General features: G+C 69.6%; 20 protein-coding genes. 4 read left to right on the top strand and 16 right to left on the bottom strand.

Translation table 11 applies throughout. From position 1 onward, the window contains the following. Positions 1–5: 5 nt before the first annotated feature. From DCW30_RS24780 to DCW30_RS24710, 15 genes are all read right to left on the bottom strand, one after another. Entirely contained in the window at positions 6–137 is a 132-nt protein-coding gene (locus DCW30_RS24780) for an FxLD family lanthipeptide (protein WP_076683627.1), read from the bottom strand. A 107-nt stretch (positions 138–244) separates the two neighbouring features. Further along, positions 245–424 carry an FxLD family lanthipeptide gene (locus tag DCW30_RS36805; protein ID WP_076683625.1) on the bottom strand — a complete coding sequence of 60 codons (180 nt, stop codon included), beginning with the start codon at positions 422–424 and terminating at the stop codon, positions 245–247. Positions 425–626: 202 nt separating this feature from the next. Continuing rightward, positions 627–971, bottom strand: coding sequence for a DUF6082 family protein (locus DCW30_RS24770; RefSeq protein WP_237283338.1), 345 nt, complete (start codon positions 969–971; stop codon positions 627–629). Positions 972–1,019: 48 nt separating this feature from the next. Next, positions 1,020–1,595 (bottom strand): DUF6624 domain-containing protein, encoded by a 576-nt coding sequence (locus DCW30_RS24765; protein WP_076683623.1) that lies wholly within the window; start codon positions 1,593–1,595, stop codon positions 1,020–1,022. Next, positions 1,592–2,152, bottom strand: coding sequence for a hypothetical protein (locus tag DCW30_RS24760; protein WP_103557594.1), 561 nt, complete (start codon positions 2,150–2,152; stop codon positions 1,592–1,594). The genes DCW30_RS24765 and DCW30_RS24760 overlap by 4 nt, the downstream gene beginning before the upstream one ends. A 98-nt stretch (positions 2,153–2,250) precedes the next feature. Continuing rightward, positions 2,251–2,730, bottom strand: a complete 480-nt coding sequence (locus tag DCW30_RS24755) for a helix-turn-helix transcriptional regulator (protein ID WP_076683621.1) — start codon at positions 2,728–2,730, stop codon at positions 2,251–2,253. Between the two features lie 15 nt (positions 2,731–2,745). Continuing rightward, entirely contained in the window at positions 2,746–3,606 is an 861-nt protein-coding gene (locus DCW30_RS24750; protein WP_129299908.1) for a hypothetical protein, read from the bottom strand. A gap of 147 nt (positions 3,607–3,753) precedes the next feature. After that, entirely contained in the window at positions 3,754–5,007 is a 1,254-nt protein-coding gene (locus DCW30_RS24745) for an acyl-CoA dehydrogenase family protein (protein WP_076683617.1), read from the bottom strand. Between the two features lie 81 nt (positions 5,008–5,088). Then, positions 5,089–5,730, bottom strand: a complete 642-nt coding sequence (locus DCW30_RS24740) for a GAF domain-containing protein (RefSeq protein WP_076683615.1) — start codon at positions 5,728–5,730, stop codon at positions 5,089–5,091. Continuing rightward, on the bottom strand, positions 5,730–6,317 hold the full coding sequence (locus DCW30_RS24735; RefSeq protein ID WP_076683613.1) for a GTP-binding protein: 588 nt from the start codon (positions 6,315–6,317) through the stop codon (positions 5,730–5,732). The genes DCW30_RS24740 and DCW30_RS24735 overlap by 1 nt, the downstream gene beginning before the upstream one ends. A gap of 43 nt (positions 6,318–6,360) precedes the next feature. Further along, positions 6,361–6,768 carry a DUF742 domain-containing protein gene (locus DCW30_RS24730; RefSeq protein WP_076683611.1) on the bottom strand — a complete coding sequence of 136 codons (408 nt, stop codon included), beginning with the start codon at positions 6,766–6,768 and terminating at the stop codon, positions 6,361–6,363. After that, positions 6,765–7,280, bottom strand: coding sequence for a roadblock/LC7 domain-containing protein (locus DCW30_RS24725; RefSeq protein ID WP_076683610.1), 516 nt, complete (start codon positions 7,278–7,280; stop codon positions 6,765–6,767). Before DCW30_RS24725 ends, DCW30_RS24730 begins: the two co-directional genes overlap by 4 nt. Positions 7,281–7,347: 67 nt before the next feature. Continuing rightward, the gene (locus DCW30_RS24720; RefSeq protein WP_079249929.1) at positions 7,348–8,862 is read right to left on the bottom strand and encodes a sensor histidine kinase; all 1,515 of its coding nucleotides are present in this window, start codon (positions 8,860–8,862) and stop codon (positions 7,348–7,350) included. A gap of 27 nt (positions 8,863–8,889) precedes the next feature. Next, the gene (locus DCW30_RS24715; protein WP_076683608.1) at positions 8,890–10,791 is read right to left on the bottom strand and encodes a glycoside hydrolase family 15 protein; all 1,902 of its coding nucleotides are present in this window, start codon (positions 10,789–10,791) and stop codon (positions 8,890–8,892) included. Positions 10,792–11,019: 228 nt separating this feature from the next. Next, complete coding sequence (locus DCW30_RS24710; RefSeq protein ID WP_237283337.1) at positions 11,020–11,343, bottom strand: hypothetical protein; 324 nt, start codon at positions 11,341–11,343, stop codon at positions 11,020–11,022. Positions 11,344–11,706: 363 nt separating this feature from the next. Between DCW30_RS24710 and DCW30_RS24705 the strand changes: the two genes are divergently transcribed. Together DCW30_RS24705 and DCW30_RS24700 are read left to right on the top strand one after the other, a co-directional pair. Beyond that, a complete protein-coding gene (locus DCW30_RS24705; protein ID WP_205576579.1) occupies positions 11,707–13,095 on the top strand; it encodes an NsdA family TPR-like regulatory protein in 1,389 nt (462 codons plus the stop codon). A 72-nt stretch (positions 13,096–13,167) separates the two neighbouring features. Continuing rightward, positions 13,168–13,656: an SAM-dependent methyltransferase gene (locus tag DCW30_RS24700; protein WP_076683606.1), complete on the top strand. Its 489-nt coding sequence runs from the start codon at positions 13,168–13,170 to the stop codon at positions 13,654–13,656. A 134-nt stretch (positions 13,657–13,790) separates the two neighbouring features. On the opposite strand, the gene DCW30_RS24695 is transcribed toward DCW30_RS24700, so the two are convergent. Next, positions 13,791–14,246: an ATP-binding protein gene (locus DCW30_RS24695; RefSeq protein ID WP_076683604.1), complete on the bottom strand. Its 456-nt coding sequence runs from the start codon at positions 14,244–14,246 to the stop codon at positions 13,791–13,793. 255 nt (positions 14,247–14,501) lie between these two features. Between DCW30_RS24695 and DCW30_RS24690 the strand changes: the two genes are divergently transcribed. Both DCW30_RS24690 and DCW30_RS24685 read left to right on the top strand, forming a co-directional pair. Next, entirely contained in the window at positions 14,502–15,851 is a 1,350-nt protein-coding gene (locus DCW30_RS24690) for an NsdA family TPR-like regulatory protein (protein WP_237283336.1), read from the top strand. A 25-nt stretch (positions 15,852–15,876) separates the two neighbouring features. Further along, on the top strand, positions 15,877–16,428 hold the full coding sequence (locus DCW30_RS24685) for a GNAT family N-acetyltransferase (RefSeq protein ID WP_076683602.1): 552 nt from the start codon (positions 15,877–15,879) through the stop codon (positions 16,426–16,428). The last annotated feature ends 291 nt before the right edge of the window (positions 16,429–16,719 follow it).

Below are 16,719 nucleotides of genomic sequence, written 5' to 3'. Positions count from 1 at the left end.
GGGGATCAGGCCACGTTGGTGGCGCACGGGCTGGAGCAGGTGCTGCCGCAGCCGTCGTCGGTGAGGTTGATCAACGGGGCGGAGCCGTCATCGGACTCCAGGACGCTGATGTCGAGGTCGAATTCGTCGTTCTGCATGTGCTGAGTCCTCCGTTGTGTCCTGCGCGGCTTCGATCGAGCCGCGGCGGATGTGCCGCGTGGGCGGCGCCGGCACGACATGGGCGTCGTGCCAGCGAATGGTGCGGTCAGGAGCCGCTGGAGATGCAGGCGTTGCCACCGCAGGTCGAGCCACAGCCGCCGTCGGAGGCGATACTCGCCCCCACCGTGCCACGCGACTCGATGACGCTGATGTCGAGGTCGAACGGGTCCGGCGCGGCAGAGGCCGAGGCGGTCCTCACGCGCTGGTAGGTCACCCTGGGAGTCACGGGAATCCTCCTGATCGGTCCGGTGGAACACTTCGATTCGGTGTGTTGCTGTACGGCCGGCTCTGCCCGAGGGGCGGGACCTGTGTGGCCTGCGCCGGTCGGGCCTCCTCGGCCACCTCGCCAGACACGAGAGCTGCTGTCCGGCTGAGGAGTTGGGGGCGGACACGGAGTCCGACGAAGGGGGCGGAATTGGGATACACAGTCAGGCTGCTGTGGGCTGTGCCTGCGGATGGTTCTTCGCGGCTTGGTCCAGTACCCGGGGGAAGTGCTCGGTCCGCTCGTCGCCCTCGGCTTCCTGGGCGCGGAGGTCGCCGAAGCGCTGCCAGTAGCGTCGGCAGACATCGCTGCTCATGACTATTGCGGCATAGCACGGCAGTTGTCCGTCGCGGACGCGGCCGAGGCAGTGTCGGAGGCTGAGGGCGCAGATGAGCCGGTTGGCCGACATGAGCTGCGTGTAATCCCCGGTCTCCATGGCCTCGGGCTTCCACAGCTCGTCGAGGTCGGGGCTGGTGGACACCCGGTTCAGCCAGTCGAGCTGGTTGCCCACCAGAAGCACCTCGCAGCCAAATGGTGGAAGCCCCGGTGTCCGGCTCCTTCATGCGGCCTCCGCGAGGGCGACGGTCGGCGTTCCGTTATCCGAGCGCTCGGGCGTGTACCGGCGGCGCACCACCTCCGAAGCGGCAGCGATCGGCGGCAGACCGACCGTGATCCGGCGTGCGTCGACGGACGCCGGATCACGCAGCGGGCACAGCTCGATTCCGTCGGATCGCAGCAGGAACTGGGTGCCGTACTCCTGGTCGCATCCGCTGGTGACAAGGACGCGGTCGTGCAGGTGCGCCCAGTGCTTCACCAGCGCGTCACCGGCCTCGACCGCCCGACCCAACAAGGTAATCGCGGCGCGCTGGAAGATGAGGTCGTCGTCGCTGTGCAGGGCGATGCTCCACGCGGCACGGGCCGCATCGGGGCCGACGAGGCGGTGGCCGGGCCAGTCGTGCTCGGCCAGGATGCGGCGCAGCACCTTGACGTTGGCGTGCTCGGCGTGACGGCCCTGACCCACGTGGACGGCGTCGAGCTGGTTGCGGACGCGTTTGGCCCGGTGCACGGCGGACTGGGCTGCACGGGCGAGCAGTTCGCGAGCGAGGTCGGGGCGCTGGGGTGCGGCGGTCGTCACGAACGGCTCCCTTCGCCCGGGGCCGACGCAGGCGCGTGGACGCGGCAGTCAATGAGGGCGCTCAGCCCGGCCCGGCGCTCGGCGGCGAGTTCGAGGCGGGCGACTCGTTCACCCTCTCGTCCCGTGTCGAAACCCCGGATGTCCCAGCCCATGTCGGTGAGCCGATGCAGAAGGACGGCGATGCGGCCGGGGCCCGAGGTGTCACGGGCCTGGACCTCGGCCCGTACTACGGGCAGGCCCTGGCGGGCGGCAAAGTCGGACGCCCACAGGGTGATCAGCCGGGTGATGTCGTCGGGCTGATCGGGCAGAGTGTGGACGCAGCCGAGAAACAGGCAGGAGCCCTTGCCCCCGCCGAGGCCGGGGTCGCGTTCGGGGATCACGCAGGCCAGCAGCCTCCCGTCCTCGAACAGCCCGGCGGGCATGGCCGCTGCGCGGAACTGTGCCGGGATGTCGGAGCGGGCTGGTACGGGCAGGCCCTGCAAGGTGAGCCAGCGCTGACGGTCCTGAACCAGAGCAGCGGCTTCCTCGCGCTCGGCGTCCGTGCGCAGCGTGCGCATCTCGTAGATGGCGGTTGACGTCGGGTGATTTAGCCCGGAGGGCAGTGGCTTCCCGCTCTGCGGTTGGATCACCAACTGGCTTGGCGTCCTTGTGTCGCTCACCGGCCAGCCCCGGATGCATCCGCGGGCCCGCAGCCAGCGTTGAGCTGCCCCCAGGCATGGCCGAGGACGACGAGCTGCGTGAGATCGTTGGTGCCGACGACGCTGAGAAGTTCCGTCCTCTGCCCCTTGACGTCGGCGGGTGCGATGCCGGCGGCCTGTGCGACGTCGAGCGCGACCTTGTGGGCGGCGAGCGCGCGCCAGAGCTTAGCCTGCTTGGGGGTGACATCGGGCGCGGGTCCGGGGGCGGTGGGCTGGGGTGCCTGCCTGGCAGACAGGATGGCGTGCACAAGGATGTGCTGGGGCGCGCCGGGGCAGTGCAGCTTGAGGCGCAGCGCCTTGAGGTAGCCCTTGATCGTCGGGGGAGCTATGCCCCGCCGGGCGGCGATCCTGTGCGGACCCAGGCCAGCCGCCAGTTGCGCGGCGATGGCCTTCTCCGTCTCGGTGAGCGGCGTGGTCGGTGACATGGTCGCGGTCATGGCGTAGGTTCCAGATCAGTGTGTGGTCAGCTCACGAGCGGGGCTGTCGTCCCCGTCGGAGTTCAGGCGGTGGAGCAGGCAGCGGCCCTGGTCGGGGTTCATGGTGATCGTGAGCCGGTCGGAGCCGGGAACGTCCCCGGGCTTACACGCCACATAGGCACCGATTCCCACGGTCTTTGTGAGGTGACGTTGAAGCCGTGCGGAGGGGTCGGCGACCTCCTCGGCGGTGAGGCGGTGGGTAAGACGGTGCGCCTGTTCCAGGCTCATCTCGATCGTGAGACGGTCGGCCTCGTGCTCGCAGGCGTGCTCGACCTGCGCGCGCACCGGAGCTCCGATGGCCCCGGTGATCAGCCACTGGATCCGCTTGGTGAACCGGCGGACGCCGCGCCGACGGTGGAGCTGGAGATCTTCTGCGAGGTTCGGGGCGCCGAGAAGGCGCGCGAGTGTGACGGCCGAGCCCAGCTCGTCGTCGGCCAGGTGAAGGTTCAGGGAGGCCGTCCCCACGTCGATGGTGCTGGTGAGGCCATGGTCGGAGAGTGCGTCTTCGAGTTGCTGGGCGGTAGCGCGGGCGGTGATCCAGGGCTGCAGAAGGGCGGCGATGAGCGCGCGCACGGATGTGGCGGTGGCCAGGGTGAGGACGACGCGGAAGGTCTTCTCATCGAGCGCCGCGGTCGCCTCGATACCGGCGTGGCGCAGCCAATCGGTGGCGTCTTCCACGGTGTTGTCGAAAGGGCACCTGCTGCTGTACACCGTCAGGTTCAGGGCCATCTCGTCGTCGGTGGTTTCGAGCGTCGCCGTGAAGTCGGCAGCGGCTAGGGCTTCTTCGAGCTGCCGCTTCTCAGAGGCGGCGCTTCCCGCGGTGGCGGGCTCGGGCACCGTCAGGGGGTTCGCGTTCATGGTCACTTCCGAATCGGGTGGTGTGCTGCGGTGCCACCGGCCCCCACATCCAGGAGGAGGGGACTGCGGGGGCCGGCGGCGGGCCCGTGCGCGGCGGTCGTGCTCCGCGGTGCCGCGCAGGGGGGCTCATGCGGCGGTCGGGTCGGGTCGCGCCCAGGCGGCTTCGGCGGCGAGGTGTTCGGACCACTGGATGTGGTCCTCTCCAAAGGCGGCGTCGCCCAGGCGGATGCGCTGGACTTCACCGGTGCCGGCCGGTGGGTAGGTGTGCTGGATGTCGCGCCACAGGCGTTGGAGGACGTAGTCGCCATCGAGGGCGTGAGCGCCGTGCAGTTCCATGGCGTCCTGGGCGGACTGCATCGCCCACTGGTGGCCGAGGTACTTGGCATTGATCAAGTCGGCGTCACAGGGCAGGCCCTGGTCCAGGAGGTGCACGGCCTGGTAGGCGAGTATCCGGCCGGCGCGCAGGCGGCCCTCCATGCCGCCGACGCGGTCCCGCAGGACGGGCAGGTCGGCCAGGGTGCTGCGGTAGCGGGGGCGGGTCTTGAGCCGCGCGGTGGTGGTATCCACGACCGCTTCGTGGATGCCGAGGCTGACGGCGGCCAGGTTGGGGCGGCCGTAGAGGATGCTGCTGCTCTGGGCCACTGCCAAGCCCTGACCGACCTCGCCGACCACGTTGTCCTCGGGGACGCGGACGTGGTCGAGGTCGAGACGGCCGACGGAGAAGCCGTGCAGGCCGAGCCCGGCGCGGTGGTCGGGGACAGAGAGCCCGGGGCGGTCGGCTTCGACCATGAACGCGGTCAGCGCCTGCGAGGTGCTTACTCCGGCCGCAGCGGTGCGGGCGACGACGAGGTGGGCTCTGGCGAGGTGACTGTTGCCGATATGGACCTTGCTGCCGGTAATCACCCACTCGTTGCCAGCGCGCTCGGCAGTGGTTTCGATGCCACCGATGTGTCCGCCGGCGAGCGGTTCGGTCACGGCGATCGACAGCAGCTGGGAACCGTCCGCGACCCCGGGAAGCCAGCGGCCCTTCTGCTCGTAGGTGGCGAAGTGCAGCAGGGCGCCCACAGGAATCAAGGTGGCTTGCAGAATGGCCGCGGCAGCCGCTGAGACCCGCGCGATGCGGTGGACCAGGATCGTCTTGGCCACGTGTCCGGCATCCAGCCCGCCGAAGACAGCCGGGACGGTGACAGCGAACCAGCCCCGTGCGGCCATCAGGGCGGCGACCTTGCGCTCCACCCTGCCCGGAGCGGCCTCCATCCGCGCGGCACGCCCCGTTATGTGCTCGGCCGCGAAGGCGTCCGCCTCCTGCCACAGCAGGTCGTGGCGGGCGGTGAGGTAGGGACGCAGGGCCGGTGGAGGCGTGGTGGGTGTGGCGGACATGGTCTCCCTCTCCCTGGATGAAGGTCGCAATGCGGAGCGGCCGGGGGATCGCCTATGGCTCCCGGGCGGGGGTGGAACGGTCTAGCGGACGGGGGCCCGGGACATGTGGTCCATCACCTGCGTGCCGGTGTTGATGGTGATGTCCCTGATCCGTCGGGCCTCGCTCAGAGGCCGCTTCTCGGGGTCGATGACGCACACCGTGCCCAGCACGGCACCGCTTTCGTGGATCAGCGGTGCGCCGAAGTAGGCGCGGATCCCGACGGCGTCGATCACGTGGTTGCCGCTGAAGCGCGGGCTGGCGTGTACATCGTGCAGCGGGAGGGCCTTTCTGCGGGCCATGACCTCCGGGCACCAGCCGTGATCGCGGCTCATGGTGCGGCCGACGACCACGTACCCGCTGTCCGCGGGCGGCTGGTGCAGCCCGACGAAGGTCTGCTCCTCCAGGAACAGGTTGACGAAGCCGTACAGGAACCCGGCCCGCTCAGCCATGGTGCGGGCCAGTTCGTCGATGTCCTCGTTGGCCACCGGGGGCACGCCCAGGCGGTTGAGCAGCTCATAACGCTGCGCCAGCTCCAGCGACTGCTGGGGCGACTGGCTGGATGGGACGGTGCCGGGCGGAGTGAACGAGCCTCGGGTGGCGTCCCGCATGTCGCGTCGCGGCAGGGGCCGTGCGGGCGGGGCGGTCTGTGGCGTGCGGTAGGGGTTGCTGGGGTGCTGTGACATCAGGCGTCCTGGAGGGTCGTGGAAGGGGCGTGACCAGCGCGGCTGGTGGCGGCGTTGTTCACGGCGTGGTCGACGAGGGTCAGCAGAACGCCGGCGACGTGGTTCGGGTCGCGGGCGTCGCAGGTGACCACCGGCACGGCGGCGGGAAGTTCGAGAGCGGTGCGGACCTGCTCGGGGTTGTAGCGGTGGGCTCCGTCGAACTGGTTGACGGCGACGACGAAGGGCAGCCCGATGTCTTCGAAGAAGCTGACGGGGGTGAAGCTGCTCTCTAGACGGCGGGTGTCGACCAGGACGACCGCGCCGACAGCTCCGCGGGAGAGGTCGTACCAGAGGTCGACGAACCGGTCCTGGCCCGGCGTGCCGAAGAGGAACAGCTCCAGAGGCACCGGGGCATCGGGCAGGCTCAGGCGGCCGAAGTCGAAGGCGACCGTGGTGGTCTGCTTGTCCTCTAGGCCCGCCAGGCTGTCGACGTCCGCGCTCGCCTCGGTCAGGTACTCCTCCGTGCTCAGCGGTGTGATGTCGCTGACGGCGCCCACGGCGGTGGTCTTGCCCGCGCCGAAGCCACCGGCGATCACGATCTTCAGCACGGTCGCCGCACCGGCCTGCTGGTGCGGCGAAACCGTGGTCGGGTCATCCGGCCTGGGGATAGGCAACGGCATCAGGCCACTTCCTCTTCAAGCCCGCTGTAACGGCTGCCAGCAGTTGGGTAGACGGACCAAACCCTGCGCCGGTATCGGCATAGGACTGGGTCAGAGGGACGACGAGAGCGTCGGCGTCCAGGAGGTCGGAGACGAGCACCTTGACGGCGGTCACGGGCCGACGGAGGCGGCCCGCCAGCTCGACCACCGACCGCCGGCGCTCCCGGCACAGAGCGAGAATCTCCTCGCACTCCTCGGCCTGCGCCGGACCGGGCCTTCCCTGCCCGGCCTCCAGCACGGTTTCCAGAGCGAGCAGGTGCCGCGGCTTGGTACGCCCGCGCGTCAGGGTGTAGGTCCGCACGAACGCCGACTCCTCGGCCACGCGGCCGTACGTCCTCACCGGACCTCTTCGCCCGTGCCGACGCGGACGGGGATCAGCATGTACGGGGCGAACTTCTGGACCAGGCGGCCCATCTCGAACCCGACGGTGCCCGCGTCGGCGTCCCGGGTGGCGATGACAGCGAGGATCGTGTCCACCTCACCGCGTTCGTTGCCGGGGTGGTTGTCGAAGGCCGCGCTGCGCCCGGCGCTCTGGACGAAAAACAGGCAGTCGTCGCGTTCGATGATGACCTGACCTGCCGGTCGCTTCTTGTGGGTGGGGCCGGTGATGTTCGCCGCGAGGGAGGCAACCCCGCTGAAAGCGGCCGACAGTTCGTCCGCCCAGTCCTTGTCGACGTCGCTGTCCAGCAGCCGCAGTCCGTCACGCGAGATCAGCACGGCGTGCGTGACGCCCGGCGTCTCGGCGGCGAACTGACGCAGCAGCCAGACCATGTTGTCCCGCTGTCCGCTCGTCGTCGTCGCGGATGCGGGCGTGCCACCGGTCACGTTGTTCATCGCGGGGTGGGTGCTCATAGGGATCGCTCCAGAAGGGGGAAGGGCCAGCGGGTGTACCGGGCCACTGGGAACGCGGAGGGGCGGGTCACGGGGTGGGATGTTCTGCCGGGGCGGGAGGGGGACTGGCGGTGCCGCCAGCCTGGAGGCCGTTGCGGAAGGCGGCTGCGAGCCCGGGCGTTGCCGCGGACACGAGGGCTTGCTCCCGCTCCCGTGGTGGACGGAAGAATCCCGCCTGGCGTGTGCGCGTGGGCAGAGCGGGCGCGTCGACCGAATGGCCCGCTGTGGTCGGTTCCCCAGCGGCGTCGGAGTGTGCGACCTGTCCCACCCCTGGGGCGGAAGGAGCTGCGGCCACCTGCTGCGGCTGTCGCCCGGAGCCGCGGGCTTCCTCGGGCGGCAGCGCGTCCGCGTCCTCGACCGATGGAATGGCAACCAGGAGCCGTGCCGGTATGACGACCAGGGCGGTGGTGCCTCCCGTCACGTTCTCCTGCAGGAGAACGGACAACCCGTGTGACTGTGCGATCTTCGCGGCGACCAGCAGACCGAGCTGTCCGGCCCGGACTTGGCCGCTGACGTCGACCTCGTCGGGGGCCTGGAGCAGGTGGTTCATCTGTGCCCGCGTCTGCGGGTGCATCGGGATGGCGCGGTCCTCGACCTCGATGGCCAGCCCATGTGGCACCCGCTGCGCGCGCACCATCACCCGCGTCGCTGGATCTGAGCACTCGCAGGCGTTCTCGATCAGCTCAGCGAGCAGGTGCGTCAGGTCCGGCCCCACATGGCCGGGCAGGCCCAGCTCGGCACCCACAGATCCTGCCGCGACGGCCACCCGCGGATACTGCACAACCTCCGAGACGGCACCCCGCAGCGCGGTCGTGACCGCAACCGGCCGGCGCACGCTGCGCAGCGACTGCCCGCCCAGGACCGCCGTGCTCTCCACCTGGCGACGCATCCGCGTCACGAGGTGATCGATCTCGAAGATCTTGGCCAGCAACTCCGGGTCATCGGTCAGCATCTCCAGTCGACTCAGGGCCTGGAGTGCCTTGCTGACCAGGGCGTGCTCGCGCATGGCCAGGCGGCGCAACACTTCCAAAAGGACGACGGACTGGGACTCGTCGTGCACGCGGATCAGCGACGTGATGGCCTGTGCCTGGAGCGCACTCAGCGCGTTGTCGATCTCGGCGATCGGAGTGGGCGACTGCGCGGTGTGCGGGTCCGGCAACGGGGGCCGTTGACCACGGCACAGCTCGTCCGCCGACCACTGCACCGACTTCTCGACGGCCGCCACTGCTCCCGTGACCGCATTCAGGGCTGCCGCCTGGGAATCCGCCACGGCCGACTGCACGGCTCTGGCGACGGTGCGCGCTCCGCATGCCGCCACCGCGGCGACCCCCGCCAGTCCGCAGACCAGGCCGGCCAGGACCCAGCCGGGGCCTACGACAGACGCCGACCGGAGAGCGAACGCGGCGAGCAGCAGCGCGGCAAGGAGCACCAGAGGCAGTGCCACGGCGCGGCGGACACAGTGCAGCGCGTTCGCATCGACCGGGGGCCGCCGTCTGCGGTGGCAGGTAGGGGCCGGCCGTGCCGGGCAGGCGCTGTCAGACATGGGAATCCTCGTCAGGGGGTGGGGTGGCTATGCGTGCTGCGGCGTCAGGTAGGCGGTGGGCTGGCGCGTGCTGCGGGAGGTGGAGCGGGGTGCTGGAACCGCGAGTGCGCCGCGGCGGGGTGAGGACTGCGCGGCCATCTGCTGAAGGAGCAGGGCGCTCTGAATCAGGCCCATGTGACTGAACGCCTGCGGGAAGTTCCCGAGCTGGCGCTGCTGGACGGGGTCGTACTCCTCCGCCAGGAGCCCGAGGTCGTTGCGCAGAGCCAGGAGGCGTTCGAACAAGGCGCGCGCCTCGTCGAGGCGGCCGGTCAGGGCAAGGCCGTCGACGAGCCAGAAGTTGCACAGGAAGAAGGCGCCCTCGTCACCGGTCAAGCCATCCACCCCGACGTCCTCACCGCAGGTCGGGTACCGGTACACGAGCCCGTCGTCCGTGGAGAGTTCACGACGGACCGCATCCACGGTACCGATGACGCGCGGGTCATCGGGCGGCAGGAAGCCGGTGCGGGGGATCAGCAGCGTGGCAGCGTCCAGTTCCTGCGAGCCGTAGGACTGGGTGAAGGTGTTGCGTACCGGGTCGAAGCCCTTGTCACAGACCTCCCGGTGGATCGCCGCCCGCAGCTCGACCAGCGGGGCCACGTCGATGTTGAGGGCGCCGGCTTCGACCAGGCAGATGGTGCGGTCGACCGCCACCCAGGCCATCACCTTGGAATGGACGAAGTGCCGGCGGGCCCCGCGGATCTCCCAGATGCCCTCGTCGGGCTCCCGCCAGCGCTGGACCAGGTGCTCGATGAGCCGCTGGTGCAGGACCGCGGTGTCGGCGCAGTGGGCGACTCCGCTCTGGTGCGCGAGGTACAGGGTGTCGATCACCTCGCCGTACACGTCCAGCTGCAGCTGGTCCGCAGCCCCGTTCCCGACCCGTACCGGAGCCGATCCCTCGTACCCGGGAAGCCAGGGCAGCTCCCGCTCCCGCAGGTCACGCTCCCCGGTGATCCCGTACATGATCTGCAGGTTCTCCGGGTCCCCGGCCACGGCCCGCAGGAGCCATCGCCGCCATGCCTGTGCCTCCTGTCGGTATCCGGTTCCCAGCAGCGCGGCAAGCGTCGTGGCGGCGTCGCGCAGCCAGGTGAAGCGGTAGTCCCAGTTCCGATCGCCGCCGATCCCCTCGGGAAGCGACGTGGTCGGCGCCGCGACGATCCCGCCGCTCGGCCCGTAGATCATGGCCTTCAGCGTGATCGAGGACCGGACCACGGCCTCGCGATAGGGCCCGTTGTAGGTGCACTCCTGCGTCCAGTCCTGCCAGAAGGCGAGCGTCTCGGCGAGCGCGGCCTCCGGGTCAGGAACGTCCGGTGCGGGGGCGTGGGACGGGCACCAGCTGAGCACGAATGCCACACTCTGGTCGGCGGCGATGGTGAAGGCGCTGACGACGACGCCGTCCTTCTCCACCTGCGGGACGCAGGCGTTGAGCCACAGAGCGTCCGCGCCGGCCTCCGCGACCATGCGCCCACCGACCTCGTGAAACCACGGGCTGACGCTGCCGTACCCCGGCCGAGGACGCATGGTTGAGACCATCTCCACTTCGCCAGTCAGGCCCTCAGCGATCCGGATCACCTGCGGGGCCCCGTCGCGCGGCGGCATGAAATCCAGGACCCGGACCGAACCAGTCGGGGTACGCCACAGCGATTCGAGAACGAGCGAGTCACCGCGGTACCGGCGCTCGGCGACCGTCTCGGAGCCGGATCGGCCTGCGGAGGGAGCCGGTGCGATCTGCCAGGAGCCGTGCTCCTGCGTACCGAGCAGGCCGGCGAAGACGGCCGGCGAGTCGAAGCGGGGCAGGCACAGCCAGTCGATCGATCCGTCGTTACAGACGTGGGCGCTGGTCTGCGTGTCGCCGATCAGGCCGTACTGCTCGATACGCGGAAGACGCTTCATCGTGTGGATCTCCGTGATCCCCGCGAGTCCGGGGAGGTGCCAGGGCCGCTGCGGCGGCCGGGAAGGGTGGGATGGCGGCCGGTTGGTGGCCACCTCGGTCAGGCGGAGCGTTGCCGGGTGGCGGCAGTCTCTCGGCGGCTCGCGCAGGTCCTGCCGCCCGCTCGCCGTGGAGCACTAGCCAGGCCGTCAGCCCCAAGAGCAGAGCGATTACGACGGCTTCGGTCACCGTCACGTCCGCGGCCCCGAAGCGGCGAAGACCAGGCAGAGGAGGGCGATGGTGAAGACGGTCCCGCACAGGACGTTGACCGTCGACCTCGGCCGACGACGTCTGCCCACCATGGTGATCGAGTCGAGACCGCTGTGTTCCACGTAGGCGCTTAGCTCCCGGGTGGCTTCGGCAAGGCGGACGAGGTACACCCGGCTCGGCATGTATCCCTCGGGGATGCTCTCGGAGCACAGCTGCTGCACGCATAGCAGGGCGGGGATCGTCGGAGCGGTGCGTGCGCCCAGCTGGGCAACGTGGCCGCGCAGAAGGCGAACGAGGTCCTCCACGTCCGCAGAGTTCTCGGGCAGCGGCGAATCTTCACCTAGCACCAGCGTCACCGTCTCCGACGCTGCCACCACGTGATCGCGCTCCGGCGCGGCCGTCTCGGTTGGGGGCGTGCGTCCCCCGAGCCGGTCGCGGAGTTGGCCGCCGTTTCGGCGGTGAGCAAGCGAAAGGCGCATGACGCAACTCCCGTTCGGTTCAAGCCAAAGTGAGTAGGGATCGTCAGTCGGCACCGACGACCGGCGTGCGAAGTGAGTTATCTGGTCGCTACGTTGAGCGAACCGCGGATCCAGCCCGAGGGGTATGCCTTCGCGGGTAGGAAGGCCGCCAAAGGCGCCAAAGATCATTTCGGAACTGGGGGGCAGTTCATGGCCCGTGTACGCAACGTCGCCCTCGCCACGCTCCTGCGCGAAGCTGGCTGGTCGCAGCCGCAGGCCGCTGCGGCCGTTTCCCGTGTGGCCGGCGAGTGCGGGGTGCGTGAGCTGGAAGCGATCTCCCGTTCGCACATCTCCATGTGGGTCCTCGGCACGAAGCCGAGCGGAAGAGCACCGCATATCCTGCGCGAGACGCTGTCCCGCAGGATCGGCCGCCACCTCACCCTGGCCGACCTCGGACTGGAAGAAGCGCCAGCAGGCACGTCCGACACCGGATCCGACTGGAGCGTCGACCCTCTGACCGCACTGGCCGAGCTGGGAAGCGACGATCTGGACATGCACCGACGGAAGATGCTGGCAACCGCCGCCTACTCGGCGGCCGGCCTCGCCCTGCCCACCACGTCCTGGTGGGCAGCCGCCCCCGCCGCAGCGGCGAACCGCCGAGGGGCCTCCTCGCGCTTGGTTGCCCAGGCCGACCTCGATGACGTTCGCGATCTCACGGCCTACTACTCCGCGCGTGACCAGCAGCGAGGCGGCGCATCTGGCCGCAAAGCCCTCGCCAGCCACCTTCTCGACGAAGCGGTGCCGCTGCTCGGCGGCCGATTCCGTACAGATCAGCTCCGCCGCGACACCTACTCCGCGGTCGCGGAGATGACGTACCTCGCCGGCTGGATGGCCTTCGATGCCGGCGAACACCGCACCGCACAGCGTTATCTCACCATCGCCGCCAGGATCGCAGCCGAAGCCAACGACGGGCCGCTTGGCGGCCACGTCCTGCGCGCCCTCGCTCACCAGGCCGTCGACCTGGGACATCCACGCAGAGCGCTCGCCCTGGCCGACGCGTCGATGTCCCGCGACCGCTACGGCCAGGCCAGCCATCGCGAGAAGGCGCTGCTGGCAATCGTCCACGCCCGCGCCCGCGCGGTCGACGGCGATCGCGCCGGGACCCTTGCCGCCATCAGCCGTGCCGAACGGGACCTCGGGCGTGCCGACACCGCCGAAGCGCCGGCCCGCGTTGGCTTCTTCCAGGAAGCCTCCCTCGCCCACGAGACGGCCTGTGCCCTGCGCGACATAGGGCAGCCCCTCGACGCGGAGATCCACTTCAAGCGGAGCGTGGCCACGCGCCGGCGCCAGCAGTTCGCCCGCACCCACAGCGTGACGCTCGGCTACCTCGGCGCCGTCCAGGTACAGCGGGGGAACCTCGACGAGGCGTGCGCGACCTGGAACGAAGCACTCGACGCAATGACGGGTATCCAGTCCGGCCGGACCCGGGACGTCATCATCCGCATTCAGAGCGATCTCTCGCCCGTTCGGCAACGAGGTGGCCGCCACGTCACCGAGTTGGACCGCCGGGCACGCGGCTTGCTCCGGGCCATAGGCTGATCGCGAAGAGGGCGTTCGATGCCTGACGGCGGCCCGCGGACGAGCATCGCCCGAGGAGAGGAACCAGTACCGGTGACCACGTACGAGGTCGAAGCAATCGCAACGGTCGTTGGTGGGCACACCCGCGTCCAGGATGACTATCAGGGCGGAGTTGAATCGGTGATCCGGTTCAACGAGGCGTACCCCCTCGAAACTCTGCAGGGCATCGAGGCGTTCTCCCACCTGACTGTGACATGGCGCTTCCACCAAGCGCGCCCCGAAGACGTCCAGTTGCACGCACGCAGCCCACGAGGAAACCCGAAGTGGCCGGCCACCGGAACCTTCGTTCACCGCAACCACCGGCGTCCCAACCAACTTGCCATCAGCTACCCGCGGTTGCTCGGGGTTGACGGCAGGGACCTTGCCGTCACCGACCTCGACGCGGTCGACGGAACTCCCATCCTCGACGTTGCGCCGTACTTCGAGCAGTTGGGCCCCCGCGGTCCGATCCGTCAGCCAGTTTGGCCGGGCGAGATGCTCGCGACCTACTGGGAGGACGCGGCAGGGCGCCCTGAATGCTAAGTCGGGGCCAGACCAGACGGAATGGGTGATCACGCCTACTTTCTGGTGCCTGATGGAACCAGCTGAGAAACTGCCAGGGTCTGCGAGGAGGGGCACCTTGGCGATTGGCGCGTCTGGACACCTACTGCGGCTGTTCATCGCGTCGTCTCGACGGGGAACCCGAACGCAACCCATGTGGTGAGTCCGTCGTCGCTCACGCCCCAGTCCTGGGCAAGATGGTCGACCATGTGCAGGCCACGTCCGCGAGTGTCCTCGTCGTGTACGGGCCGCATCCGGGCCGGCGCGGGGTTATGGTCGCTGACCTCAACCAGAAGGCGGTCCGCGCTGCACTGCACCCGCAGCTTGACGTCGCCATTGCCGTGCTGCATAGCGTTGGTGACCAGTTCGGAGACCGTGACGACGACATCGGCGGTCAGCGACTCGGATAGGTGCCACAGGCGCAGGTGTGAAGCGGTCATTCTGCGGGCGCCGGCGATGCGGTGACGCTCGGGTGCAAAGGCGGCGTCGAACCCTTGTAGGGGTGCGCGAGTTCGCCGGTGCTTGCCGTCTTGCTCGGCAAGTGGAGCGCTGGTGCTTGTCGTCGAGTTCATCGCTGGCCTCCAGGTCATGCACAGAGTCCGTGATCACCTCGGCACTCTGAGCGATCACTGCAATGAGCCTGGCCAATGCCGGGAACCGAAACCACCCACGAAGTCCCATCGGCTTGGCCTGGCCTTTGCCGAGGAGGCTTCGGTGTCCCATCGGACTTCCCTCGACCTTGCTGGATGCCCCTTGGGAAGGGCAGCTTGAAGTTGAAGTCGGTCTAGCGTCGGTTGAGTTGACGTGCTGGCGCATGAGGAGGGCACATGTCGGGAACGCAACCCACCTTGTTTCGCGTCGAGATCGACCGGCGCTCGTGGAAGGACCACGTCGTCTTCCTTCGGCACTTCAGGAAGTCCGCCGCGGAGGTTGCCAAGCTCGATGGGATGCCGCACCTAGCAACGCTGGAGCCGGCGGCAGCTACGTTCGAGGCTTGGTACTACACCGCTCGGAAGCCGCAGAAGGACTTCCAGCGGGTCCTGACCCACATGTTCGGTCAAAGCATCGACCAGCTCTGGGGACTAGCCGCAGAGGTGACCCATGGCGCGGCGCCCGGCACGCCACAGACCGATGTCCCTGCCTACCTCGGCACGGACCTGCGCAAGATGAGAAAGGTGGGCGCGATGGCTGCGCGACGTGCGATGGAGTTCACCCTGGGGGCCGAGAACCGCCAGGTGGGGGAGGAGACGCTGGGTTTCCTCCGCGATGAGGTGTCCCGCATCGCCCAGGAGTACCCGCGGGTCCCCCTCCCCGAGCTGTGGGAGGACCTGGCCCAGGCGCAGGACGACGCCTTCCGGCTCATCGAGGGCGGTCGAGCCCGGCCTACGCAGGCCCGTGAGTTGCTGCGAATGGCCGCCATCCTCTCTTTTATGATGGCCAAGGGAAGCCACGACATGGGGGACCCGGCGACCGCCCGGATGCAGGCCCGCACCGCCGGCTTCTGCGCCCGGGAGGCCGAGGAACCGGCGCTCGTCGCTCTGGTCGACGGGCTCAAGAGCCTCATCGCCTACTGGGCGGGGCAGCCCGAGGACGCCCTCCACTTCGCCCGCCAGGGCGCAGCCGCCGGGCACCAGAGCGGCAGCGTGTCCGTGTGGCTGCCCGGCCTCGAAGCCCGCGCCGCCGCGGTGCTCGGCGACGCCGAGGCCGTCCAGGAAGCCACCGTGCGCGCCGAACGCCTTCGCGAAGCGATCAGCCCCGATGCGCTGGACGAGCTGGGCGGTATGCTGACCTACTCCCTGCCCAAGCAGCGGTACTACCACGTGGAGGCGGCCGTCCTCCTGGGCCAAGGCGACGACCGTCTGGGAAGGCTTGCCGAGGAGGCTGTCAAGGGCCTGAGCGACAAGGACGACCCGAACTGGGCCTTCGGCGACCTCGCCGGATCCCAGTGCAACCTGGCCCTGGTCCGGCTCAACGGCGGCGACCTCGAAGCCGCAGCGGACGCCGTTCGCCCCGTCCTGGACCTGCCCCCCAGCTACCGCAACGCCGGCATCGTCACCTCCGTCCACCGCGTACGCAACGCCTTGCCCACCGACCCCCTGCGGGACGCGGCCATCGGCCGGGAGCTGCACGAGGAGATCGGGCTCTACAAGCCCAACCGCCCCGCCCTGCCCCGGTAGACGGCACGCCGGTAAAGTCGCTGGCATGCACCCTGTCGCCCGCTCCAGCGCCCGCCTCACCCTGCGCGAGACCGAAAACGGCGACGTGGAGGGCGTGCACGCGATCTACGGCAATGCGGAGGCCACGCGGCACCTCTCGTTCGAGCCGCGCACACGCGACGAGGTGTGCCAAATAGTGGCGCGGTCAGTCGCTTCGGCCGCGGCGGAGCCCCGTACGGAGTACGGCCTAGCCGTCGTTGAGCGGCACACGCAGGACTTGGTGGGGGTCGGTCGCCTGGCGACCGACCCCCACCAGCAGCGTGCGGCCACGATGGGCTTCGCGCTGCGCCCAGACATGTGGGGGGCCGGGTACGGCCTGGAGATCGTCCACCTGCTCCTAGGAGTGGCCTTCCTCGACCTGGGCCTGCACCGCGTCTGGGGCGCGCGCTCGCCGCTTAATGCTGGCTCCGCCCGCACCATGGCCGCCGCCGGGATGGTCGAGGAGGGCGTCATCCGGGGCCACATCCAGCGCGCCGGGCAGTGGCGGGACTCCGTCGTCCACGGCATTCTCGCCGAGGAGTGGGAGCAGCCAGCCTGATCCGCCGCCGACCCGGGCCGCTATGGGTTCGGCTATGCACAGCTGTGGTTCTTCTACTCCGACGCCGGTCATGTACCAGAGGGCCCCCACCTCGGGGGCGGTTAAGGTCAGCCCCGTGCGGGGCCAGCGCCGCGACGGCGCGGGCGTCGGCGGCGGTGTCGACGCCGCGGCGGTCGCCGAGCAGATGGGACCGTCAAAGCGGAGGTCGTCATCGGCACCACCCGACATGCGACGGTCCAGTTCGTGCGGATGGGCCAGGACCTGGCCTCGTAAAGGCAAAAGGACCGACCC

The sequence above is a fragment of the Streptomyces alfalfae genome (genome assembly GCF_004127445.1).
GTDB classification, from domain to species: domain Bacteria; phylum Actinomycetota; class Actinomycetes; order Streptomycetales; family Streptomycetaceae; genus Streptomyces; species Streptomyces alfalfae.
This window is presented reverse-complemented; position numbering and strand designations above follow the sequence as displayed.